The following is a 9,491-nucleotide window of genomic DNA, read 5'->3' on the forward strand; positions in this document are numbered from 1 at the left end:
AAACATGGCACGACTGCAAGAAATTTACCGCGACAAAGTCGCTCCCGAGCTGATCAAGCAGTTCGGTTACACCTCGCCGATGCAAGTCCCGCGTCTGACCAAGATCACGCTCAACATGGGTGTGAGCGAAGCAGTTTCGGACAAGAAGGTGATGGACAACGCCGTGGCCGACCTGACCAAGATCGCCGGTCAGAAGCCTGTGGTGACCAAGGCCAAGAAGGCTATCGCCGGTTTCAAGATCCGCGAAGGCCAGGCTATTGGCTGCATGGTCACGTTGCGTGGCGTGCAGATGTATGAGTTTCTGGACCGTTTCGTGACCGTGGCGCTGCCACGCGTTCGTGACTTCCGTGGTATCTCCGGTCGTGCTTTTGACGGCCGTGGCAACTACAACATCGGTGTCAAGGAACAGATCATTTTCCCTGAAATTGAATACGACAAGGTCGATGCCTTGCGCGGTCTCAATATCAGCATCACCACGACGGCCAAGTCCGACGAAGAAGCCAAGGCTCTCCTCGCTGGTTTCCGTTTCCCGTTCAAGAACTGAGGCGAAGCATGGCTAAAGTAGCTTTGATCCAGCGCGAACTGAAGCGCGAAAAATTGGCAGCCAAGTACGCAACCAAGTATGCGGAACTGAAGGCGATTGCTGGCGATGCCAAGCGCAGCGATGAAGAGCGTGATGCGGCCCGTCTGGGTCTGCAAAAGCTCCCCCGCAATGCCAATCCTACGCGTCAGCGTAACCGTTGTGAAATCACCGGTCGCCCACGCGGAACATTCCGTCAATTCGGTCTGGCCCGCGCCAAGATCCGCGAACTGGCTTTTGCAGGCGACATCCCTGGTGTCACCAAGGCCAGCTGGTAAGCAGGCAGGAGAGATACAACATGAGCATGAGTGATCCTATCGCTGACTTGCTGACCCGCATTCGCAACGCACAAATGGTCGCCAAGGCCACGGTGCTGGTGCCTTCTTCCAAGGTGAAGATTGCCATCGCCCAGGTGCTGAAGGACGAGGGTTATATCGACGGCTTCCAGGTGAAAACCGAAGCTGGCAAGTCTGAACTTGAAATCGCCCTGAAGTACTACGCAGGCCGTCCCGTGATTGAGCGCATTGAGCGTGTCAGTCGCCCTGGACTGCGTGTCTACAAAGGCCGTGATTCCATTCCACAAGTCATGAACGGTCTGGGTGTGGCAATCGTCACGACCCCCAAGGGCGTGATGACTGATCGCAAGGCGCGCGCTACCGGTGTCGGTGGTGAAGTGCTCTGCTACGTGGCCTAACCCGCGGCATTGAGGAGAAACTGAAATGTCCCGAGTAGGAAAAATGCCTGTGACCATCCCCGCTGGCGTGGATGTGTCCGTGAAAGATGACCAGATCTCTGTCAAGGGCTCTGGTGGCGTCCTGACGCTTGCACAGAATGTGCTGGTGAAGGTGTCAAGCAATGATGGCAAGCTCAGTTTTGAGCCTGCGAACGAGTCCCGCGAAGCGAATGCCATGAGCGGCACGATTCGCCAGTTGGTCAACAACATGGTGATCGGCGTCAGCAAGGGCTTCGAAAAGAAGCTGAGCCTGGTTGGCGTGGGCTACAAGGCTGCGGCCACTGGCGCTCGTTTGAACCTGGCGGTCGGTTATTCGCACCCCGTCAATTTCGATATGCCCGCTGGTATCACGGTTGCAACCCCAACGCCCACGGAAGTGGTCGTAAAGGGTGCTGATCGTCAGCGCGTGGGTCAGATCGCTGCTGAGATTCGTGCCGTTCGTCCGCCCGAGCCCTACAAGGGCAAGGGTATCCGCTATGCGGACGAAAAGATCACGATCAAAGAGACCAAGAAGAAATAAGGAGCTGCAACATGTTGACAAAGAAAGAGCAGCGTCTTCGTCGTTCGCGCCAGACGCGTATCCGCATTGCACAGCAAGGCGTGGCACGTTTGACCGTGAACCGTACGAACCTCCATATCTACGCCAGTGTGATTTCCGGCGACGGCAGCAAGGTGCTGGCCAGCGCGTCCACGGCCGAGGCCGATGTGCGCAAGTCGCTGGGCGGTTCGGGCAAGGGTGGCAATGCCGCTGCAGCCCAGGCAATCGGCAAGCGCATTGCTGAAAAAGCAAAGGCTGCTGGTGTCGAGAAGGTTGCATTTGATCGTGCAGGTTTTGCTTACCACGGTCGCGTCAAGGCTTTGGCCGATGCAGCCCGTGAAGCAGGTCTGCAGTTCTAAGCGGAACGGAATTAAAAATGGCTAAATTTCAACCCAAGGTGCAGAGCGAAGGCCAGGACGACGGTCTGCGCGAAAAAATGATCGCGGTGAACCGCGTGACCAAAGTCGTGAAGGGTGGCCGTATTCTCGGTTTCGCTGCACTGACGGTGGTTGGCGACGGTGATGGTCGCGTGGGCATGGGCAAGGGCAAGTCCAAAGAAGTGCCTGCGGCTGTGCAAAAAGCGATGGAAGAATGCCGTCGCAACCTGGTGAAGGTTTCGCTCAAGAGCGGCACCATTCATCATTCGGTGAAGGGTCATCACGGTGCAGCATCGGTTGAACTTCATCCAGCACCTAAGGGTACCGGCATCATCGCTGGTGGCCCGATGCGTGCTGTTTTCGAAGTTGTGGGTATCACCGACATCGTGGCCAAGAGCCATGGTTCGTCAAACCCTTACAACATGGTCCGTGCAACGTTTGACGCGCTCGTCAATTCGACCACTCCGTCGAATGTGGCAGCCAAGCGCGGCAAGACAGTCGAAGACATCTTCGCCTGAACCGGAGCTTGAATATGACAACGCAACAAACCGTCAAGATTCAACTGGTGCGCAGCCCGATTGGCACCAAGGAATCGCACCGCGCCACCGTTCGTGGCCTGGGTCTGCGCAAGCTGAACAGTGTCAGCGAACTGCAGGACTCGCCTGAAGTGCGCGGCATGATTAACAAGATCAGCTATCTGGTCAAAGTCCTCTGAGAGATAGATCATGGAACTCAATAGCATCAAGCCCGCAGACGGCGCCAAGCATGCCAAGCGCCGCGTAGGCCGTGGTATCGGCTCCGGTCTGGGCAAGACCGCTGGCCGTGGTCACAAGGGTCAGAAGTCGCGTTCGGGTGGCTACCACAAGGTAGGTTTCGAAGGCGGTCAAATGCCTTTGCAACGCCGTCTGCCAAAGCGCGGTTTCAAGTCGCATCTGCTCAAGTTCAATGCAGAAGTGACGTTGACCGCTTTGGACCAACTCGGTCTGGCCGAAGTGGATGTCCTGGCGCTCAAGCAAGCTGGCCTGGTGGGCGAGCTGGCGAAGGTGGTCAAGGTCATCAAGAGTGGTTCCATCACCAAGGCTGTCAAACTGAACGGTGTGGGTGCTACGGCCGGTGCCAAGGCAGCCATCGAAGCTGCTGGCGGCAGCGCCGCCTGACTGTGGCTCTGAAGGAAGACATCTGTGGCTACTAGCGCGGCTCAAATTGCAAAGACCGGTAAATTCGGCGACCTGCGTCGTCGTCTGGTTTTTCTGTTGCTTGCGCTGGTCGTGTATCGCATCGGGGCTCATATCCCTGTGCCAGGCATCGATCCAGCCCAACTTCAGCAGCTGTTCAGTGGCCAGCAGGGCGGTATCCTGAACCTGTTCAACATGTTCTCGGGTGGTGCGCTCTCGCGCTTCACGGTTTTTGCTCTGGGGATCATGCCGTACATCTCGGCGTCGATCATCATGCAGCTGATGACCTACGTGGTCCCCACGTTCGAGCAGTTGAAGAAGGAGGGCGAAGCTGGTCGCCGCAAGATCACGCAGTACACCCGCTACGGCACTTTGGGCTTGGCCCTGTTTCAGTCGCTGGGTATTGCTGTTGCGCTGGAAAGCTCGGCAGGTCTGGTGCTCAGTCCTGGCTTCGGATTCCGCATGACCGCAGTGGTCAGCCTCACGGCTGGCACGATGTTCCTGATGTGGTTGGGTGAGCAAATCACCGAGCGTGGTCTGGGCAACGGGATTTCGATCCTGATCTTCGCTGGTATCGCTGCTGGATTGCCGAGTTCTATCGGCGGTCTTCTGGAACTGGTTCGCACGGGTGCCATGAGCATTCTGGCTGCCATCTTCATCGTCATTGTGGTGGGTCTCGTGACTTACTTCGTGGTGTTTGTGGAGCGTGGTCAGCGCAAGATTCTGGTGAATTACGCTCGTCGGCAGGTGGGTAACAAGGTGTACGGCGGTCAGTCGTCGCACTTGCCCCTGAAGCTGAACATGGCGGGCGTGATTCCTCCGATCTTTGCTTCGTCGATCATTCTGCTGCCGGCGACGGTGGTGAACTGGTTCAGTGCGGGTGAGTCGATGCGCTGGCTGAAGGACATCTCGGGTGCGCTGACTCCTGGTCAGCCCATCTACGTGATGTTCTACGCTACGGCAATCATCTTTTTCTGCTTCTTTTACACGGCACTGGTGTTCAACAGCCGTGAAACTGCAGACAACCTGAAAAAGAGCGGTGCGTTCATTCCAGGCATTCGCCCAGGTGAGCAAACGGCCCGTTATATCGACAAGATCCTGGTTCGGTTGACCTTGGCAGGCGCTGTGTACATCACTTTCGTGTGTTTGCTGCCAGAGTTCCTGATCTTGAAGTACAACGTTCCGTTTTACTTCGGTGGTACGTCGCTGCTGATCATTGTGGTGGTGACCATGGACTTCATGGCCCAGGTTCAGAACTACATGATGTCGCAACAGTATGAATCGCTGCTCAAGAAGGCCAATTTCAAAGGCAACGCGGGCGGTTGATGGATTGGAAGGTGGAGGTCGCATCGCGGCGCTGCCTGTAAAGAGCTGAATATCGGTTGAGTTGGCGCCCCACGGTTTTTCGCGGGCACAAATTGTGTTCCAGGCAAAGCAGCCGGGACGGATGGAAAAGTTTTAGGAGAATGCAATGAGAGTTTCGGCTTCGGTCAAAAAAATCTGCCGCAACTGCAAGATCATCCGCCGCAAGGGTGTGGTGCGCGTGATCTGCACGGATCTGCGTCACAAGCAGCGCCAAGGTTGATTGGAAAGTATTAGAGGACGCATATGGCACGTATCGCTGGCATTAACATTCCGCCGCACAAGCACGCGGAAATCGGTCTGACCGCCATTTTTGGCATTGGTCGTACCCGCGCTCGCAAGATTTGCGAAGCAACTGGCATCGCTTACAGCAAGAAGATCAAAGATCTTTCTGATAGCGACCTGGAAAAAATTCGCGAACAAATCGAGCAGTTCACCATCGAAGGTGATCTGCGCCGCGAAACCACGATGAACATCAAGCGCTTGATGGACATCGGCTGCTATCGTGGCTTCCGCCATCGCCGCGGTCTGCCAATGCGTGGTCAGCGCACCCGTACCAATGCACGCACCCGCAAGGGTCCGCGCAAGGGCGCAGCTGCACTGAAGAAATAAAGAGATTGAAAGATCATCATGGCTAAGTCTCCTGCCAATAACGCAGCCCAGCGCGTTCGCAAGAAGGTCCGGAAGAACGTTTCGGACGGTATTGCACACGTGCACGCCTCGTTCAACAACACCATCATCACGATCACCGATCGCCAGGGCAACGCCTTGTCGTGGGCTTCGTCCGGTGGCCAAGGTTTCAAGGGCTCGCGCAAGTCCACCCCATTCGCAGCCCAGGTGGCTTCGGAAGTGGCCGGTCGCGCCGCCATCGATCAGGGTATCAAGAACCTTGACGTTGAAATCAAGGGTCCCGGTCCTGGCCGTGAATCCTCGGTGCGCGCACTGGGCGCACTGGGTATCCGGATCACGTCGATCTCCGACGTGACGCCGGTGCCACACAACGGCTGCCGCCCTCAAAAGCGTCGTCGTATCTAATCTCTCTAAGCCCACCGCCGCCTGTGAACGCGCAAGCGCCTCAGGCGGCTCCCGCAATGGTTTGCGGTAGATGACACAAAGGAAGCTCAAGTGGCACGTTACCTCGGCCCCAAGGCCAAACTCTCCCGCCGTGAAGGCACGGACCTGTTCCTGAAGAGCGCTCGCCGCTCGATCGCTGACAAGTCCAAGTTCGACTCCAAGCCTGGTCAGCACGGCCGCACCTCCGGTGCCCGTACCTCCGACTACGGTCTGCAACTGCGTGAAAAGCAGAAGGTCAAGCGCATGTACGGCGTGCTGGAAAAGCAGTTCCGCCGCTACTTCGAAGCCGCTGAAGGCAAGAGGGGCAACACCGGCGCCAACTTGCTGTTCCTGCTGGAATCCCGTCTCGACAACGTCGTGTACCGCATGGGTTTCGGTTCGACCCGCGCTGAAGCGCGCCAGCTGGTGTCCCACAAGGCAATCACCGTGAACGGCAAGTCCGTGAACATCGCGTCGTACCTCGTGAAGACGGGCGACGTGGTGGCTGTGCGCGAAAAGTCCAAGAAGCAGAACCGTATCGTTGAAGCCCTGCAGCTGGCTGCCCAAGTTGGCATGCCTGCCTGGGTGGACGTCAATGCGGAAAAGGCCGAAGGTATCTTCAAGAAGGTGCCAGACCGTGATGAGTTTGGCGCCGACATCAACGAATCCCTGATCGTTGAGTTGTACTCGCGCTAATCGCTCGTACGTATTTTGAGAAACCGTCCCTGAACCGCGAGGCATCGCGGTTTAGGCGCTTCACCAGCCTTACCGGTGTAACGAGCTGGGGGTATTGAGAGGAAGTTGCATGCAAACCAATTTGCTGAAACCCAAGGCGATTAATGTCGAACAGCTTGGTCACAATCGTGCCAAGGTAGCGCTTGAGCCGTTCGAACGTGGCTACGGCCACACGTTGGGCAATGCCATCCGGCGTGTCCTGCTCTCGTCCATGGTGGGTTACGCAGCGACGGAAGTCACCATTGCAGGCGTGCTGCATGAGTATTCGTCTATCGATGGTGTTCAAGAAGATGTGGTCAACATTCTTCTGAATCTCAAGGGTGTGGTGTTCAAGCTGCACAATCGGGATGAGGTGACGCTGAGCTTGCGCAAGGATGGCGAAGGCGTCGTCACTGCGCGTGACATCCAGACTCCACATGACGTGGAAATCGTCAATCCTGATCATGTGATCGCCAACTTGTCTGCCGGTGCCAAGCTGGACATGCAAATCAAGGTCGAGAAGGGGCGTGGCTATGTCCCTGGCAACCTGCGCCGCTATGCTGACGAATCGACCAAGTCGATTGGCCGGATCGTCCTGGATGCATCGTTCTCTCCGGTGAAGCGTGTGAGCTACACCGTCGAAAGCGCCCGCGTCGAACAGCGCACTGACCTGGACAAGCTGATCGTCGAGATCGAAACCAATGGTGCCATCACTGCCGAAGACGCAGTGCGTGCATCGGCCAAGATCCTGGTGGAGCAGCTGGCTGTATTTGCACAGCTGGAAGGGGGAGAAATTCCTACGTTCGAGTCCGCCTCGGGTGGCCGCGCGACCAACGCCACGTTCGATCCGATTCTGCTGCGTCCGGTGGACGAGCTGGAGTTGACCGTGCGTTCCGCCAACTGCTTGAAGGCGGAGAACATCTACTACATCGGTGACCTGATCCAGCGAACCGAAAACGAGTTGCTCAAGACCCCCAACCTGGGTCGCAAGTCGCTCAACGAAATCAAGGAAGTGCTCGCATCGCGTGGTCTTACGCTGGGCATGAAATTGGAAAACTGGCCGCCAGCCGGTTTGGACAAGCGTTAAGTTATAATTTAAGGCTCCCCTCAAGGGGCCAGTGCGTTGGGCAGTACCTGATACGGCTGCCTGATTTAATTAATAGAAGGAAAGCACCATGCGCCACGGACACGGACTCCGCAAACTCAACCGCACCAGCTCGCACCGTCTTGCGATGCTGCAAAACATGATGAATTCGCTCATCGAGCATGAAGCCATCAAGACTACCGTTCCCAAGGCCAAGGAATTGCGCCGAGTGATCGAACCCATGATCACCCTGGCCAAGGAAGATTCCGTGGCAAACCGCCGCCTGGCGTTCAATCGTCTGCGTGATCGCGACAGCGTGACCAAGCTGTTCAACGACCTGGGCCCCCGATTCAAGGTGCGCCCTGGCGGCTACACCCGTATCCTGAAGATGGGCTTCCGCGTGGGTGACAATGCACCTATGGCGCTCGTCGAATTGGTGGATCGTGCTGCAGAAACCGAAACGAACGCGACAACTGCTGAATAATAGGGTATAATTTATTTCTTACCGCGCGATGGAGCAGTCTGGTAGCTCGTTGGGCTCATAACCCAAAGGTCGGAGGTTCAAATCCTCCTCGCGCAACCAATCAAATCAAGCACTTGGCTTGTCTTCAAGGCCCACTTCGGTGGGCCTTTTTGTTTTGTGTCGAGGTTTGTGACGAGGTCTGTGTCGTCACATTTTCCGGAAGTAGCTCATACGACCTTTGGGTATGTGACTGTCTCACATATGGGCAGAGCGCCTGTACATTTTTGAAACGCTGAGGCGCAGAGCAGAGCAGATACGCAGACGCTCAATGCTCAAACAAATTGAGTGGCGGTTCAGCAGCGACTCCAGCCCTCCGGTAGCCGAGGCCGAACTCACGCTGTCGGCCAGCTACCGGCCATTGGTTTGCTCGGTTCAAGGCCGGGCCTGCGGCTGGTACACGAGGCCTAGTATGATTTCAAAACATCACGAGAAAAGTCAGGGAGGCTGTCGATGGAGCAAGAGTTTCTGATGAGGTTCCTCGAGATAGGGGCGATTAACCTCAACAGCGATGACACCAAGCTGGAGAAGTTACGGGCCACCGCAAAGGATTTGTCCTTGGCGCTAAAAAAAGCACCGTCCAAGACGGTCAGCTTCACGATGGTGGCCGCTGATCCATCGGTTCCGCCAACGGACCCTGTCGTGGAAGAGGCAATGGCGGCGCTTCGCAAGCGCTGGGAGACCGTTGCCAATGCTTTTTCGGGACGCCCCGTAAACGTCTTGCGAGTTGTTTTGCTCGATGCAATTGTCCAGGCAGCTCGTGAGGACGACGCCATCGCGGTCGCTTTCGTAAATACGGCGCGCAATGCGCTAGCGCATGCCGAGACCGCTGACGAAGCTCCGATTTGGCGCGATGCTGTATGCGAAATCGAGACCAAGGTCGACGCGCGTGCAGAAGCCGAGTGGGCAACGCCGGAGATGATCTCGGTCGAGCCGCTGAAGTACACGGCTCCGCAAGCGAGTGCGGCCGACTTCGAGGCTCCCACAATCGATCGGTCAGACCTGAAAGGTAAGATCCATTCGGCCGCAGGGCCCTGGGGAGCCGCTCCAAATAACCAACAGCAGCCTGCCCACAATCCGCAAGCGTGGTCTCAGGAATTCGCGAAGCTGATGACCAGCACAATCGCGGACGCTGTAGACGCAGTGGCCGCGGAGCTGGCCCCCCCACCTGTCGACCTGTCCGAGCCATTGTCGTCGTTGGCCAAGTCGGTTTCCGCACACGTTGAAGCGGCATTGACCAGCTTTAGTGGCGCCACAGCTGGCCTGCAGCGCCGCACCTGTTGATTTCCGCGTAATCCTGACCCCGGTTTTTCATCCAATATTGACCCCACCTGTTGGGGTGTAGCCGGGCTACG

Annotated in this window: 16 protein-coding genes and 1 tRNA gene; all 17 read left to right on the forward strand. The window is 56.9% G+C overall.

The window, feature by feature from the left end:
- Positions 1 to 4 precede the first annotated feature (4 nt).
- The 17 genes from rplE (at position 5) to AC1Q5S_RS11495 (ending at position 9,420) form a co-directional block, all read left to right on the forward strand.
- Positions 5 to 544: a 50S ribosomal protein L5 gene (gene rplE / locus AC1Q5S_RS11415; protein ID WP_092698010.1), complete on the forward strand. Its 540-nt coding sequence runs from the start codon at positions 5 to 7 to the stop codon at positions 542 to 544.
- 8 nt (positions 545 to 552) lie between these two features.
- Positions 553 to 858 carry a 30S ribosomal protein S14 gene (rpsN, locus tag AC1Q5S_RS11420; RefSeq protein ID WP_007861712.1) on the forward strand — a complete coding sequence of 102 codons (306 nt, stop codon included), beginning with the start codon at positions 553 to 555 and terminating at the stop codon, positions 856 to 858.
- Positions 859 to 878: 20 nt separating this feature from the next.
- On the forward strand, positions 879 to 1,274 hold the full coding sequence (gene rpsH / locus AC1Q5S_RS11425; RefSeq protein ID WP_008906523.1) for a 30S ribosomal protein S8: 396 nt from the start codon (positions 879 to 881) through the stop codon (positions 1,272 to 1,274).
- A gap of 25 nt (positions 1,275 to 1,299) precedes the next feature.
- Positions 1,300 to 1,833 carry a 50S ribosomal protein L6 gene (gene rplF, locus AC1Q5S_RS11430; protein WP_026435323.1) on the forward strand — a complete coding sequence of 178 codons (534 nt, stop codon included), beginning with the start codon at positions 1,300 to 1,302 and terminating at the stop codon, positions 1,831 to 1,833.
- Between the two features lie 11 nt (positions 1,834 to 1,844).
- The gene (gene rplR, locus AC1Q5S_RS11435) at positions 1,845 to 2,210 is read left to right on the forward strand and encodes a 50S ribosomal protein L18 (protein WP_035240896.1); all 366 of its coding nucleotides are present in this window, start codon (positions 1,845 to 1,847) and stop codon (positions 2,208 to 2,210) included.
- A 17-nt stretch (positions 2,211 to 2,227) separates the two neighbouring features.
- On the forward strand, positions 2,228 to 2,746 hold the full coding sequence (gene rpsE / locus AC1Q5S_RS11440) for a 30S ribosomal protein S5 (protein WP_303835162.1): 519 nt from the start codon (positions 2,228 to 2,230) through the stop codon (positions 2,744 to 2,746).
- A 14-nt stretch (positions 2,747 to 2,760) separates the two neighbouring features.
- A complete protein-coding gene (rpmD, locus tag AC1Q5S_RS11445; RefSeq protein WP_007861725.1) occupies positions 2,761 to 2,943 on the forward strand; it encodes a 50S ribosomal protein L30 in 183 nt (60 codons plus the stop codon).
- 10 nt (positions 2,944 to 2,953) lie between these two features.
- Positions 2,954 to 3,385 carry a 50S ribosomal protein L15 gene (gene rplO, locus AC1Q5S_RS11450; RefSeq protein ID WP_026435320.1) on the forward strand — a complete coding sequence of 144 codons (432 nt, stop codon included), beginning with the start codon at positions 2,954 to 2,956 and terminating at the stop codon, positions 3,383 to 3,385.
- Between the two features lie 24 nt (positions 3,386 to 3,409).
- Positions 3,410 to 4,729 (forward strand): preprotein translocase subunit SecY, encoded by a 1,320-nt coding sequence (secY, locus tag AC1Q5S_RS11455; protein ID WP_026435319.1) that lies wholly within the window; start codon positions 3,410 to 3,412, stop codon positions 4,727 to 4,729.
- Between the two features lie 145 nt (positions 4,730 to 4,874).
- The gene (rpmJ, locus tag AC1Q5S_RS11460; protein WP_005793651.1) at positions 4,875 to 4,988 is read left to right on the forward strand and encodes a 50S ribosomal protein L36; all 114 of its coding nucleotides are present in this window, start codon (positions 4,875 to 4,877) and stop codon (positions 4,986 to 4,988) included.
- A gap of 23 nt (positions 4,989 to 5,011) precedes the next feature.
- A complete protein-coding gene (gene rpsM, locus AC1Q5S_RS11465; protein ID WP_005793659.1) occupies positions 5,012 to 5,377 on the forward strand; it encodes a 30S ribosomal protein S13 in 366 nt (121 codons plus the stop codon).
- A gap of 18 nt (positions 5,378 to 5,395) precedes the next feature.
- Positions 5,396 to 5,800 (forward strand): 30S ribosomal protein S11, encoded by a 405-nt coding sequence (gene rpsK, locus AC1Q5S_RS11470; protein WP_005793662.1) that lies wholly within the window; start codon positions 5,396 to 5,398, stop codon positions 5,798 to 5,800.
- 90 nt (positions 5,801 to 5,890) lie between these two features.
- Positions 5,891 to 6,514 carry a 30S ribosomal protein S4 gene (gene rpsD / locus AC1Q5S_RS11475; RefSeq protein WP_303835126.1) on the forward strand — a complete coding sequence of 208 codons (624 nt, stop codon included), beginning with the start codon at positions 5,891 to 5,893 and terminating at the stop codon, positions 6,512 to 6,514.
- A 109-nt stretch (positions 6,515 to 6,623) separates the two neighbouring features.
- Entirely contained in the window at positions 6,624 to 7,619 is a 996-nt protein-coding gene (locus AC1Q5S_RS11480) for a DNA-directed RNA polymerase subunit alpha (protein WP_092698008.1), read from the forward strand.
- Positions 7,620 to 7,707: 88 nt separating this feature from the next.
- Positions 7,708 to 8,100, forward strand: a complete 393-nt coding sequence (rplQ, locus tag AC1Q5S_RS11485) for a 50S ribosomal protein L17 (RefSeq protein WP_303835123.1) — start codon at positions 7,708 to 7,710, stop codon at positions 8,098 to 8,100.
- A 22-nt stretch (positions 8,101 to 8,122) separates the two neighbouring features.
- Positions 8,123 to 8,199, forward strand: a tRNA-Met gene (locus AC1Q5S_RS11490).
- A 390-nt stretch (positions 8,200 to 8,589) separates the two neighbouring features.
- The gene (locus AC1Q5S_RS11495) at positions 8,590 to 9,420 is read left to right on the forward strand and encodes a GTPase-associated system all-helical protein GASH (RefSeq protein ID WP_492238907.1); all 831 of its coding nucleotides are present in this window, start codon (positions 8,590 to 8,592) and stop codon (positions 9,418 to 9,420) included.
- Positions 9,421 to 9,491 lie beyond the last annotated feature (71 nt).

This window comes from Acidovorax sp. GW835-FHT14B10, assembly GCF_058793725.1.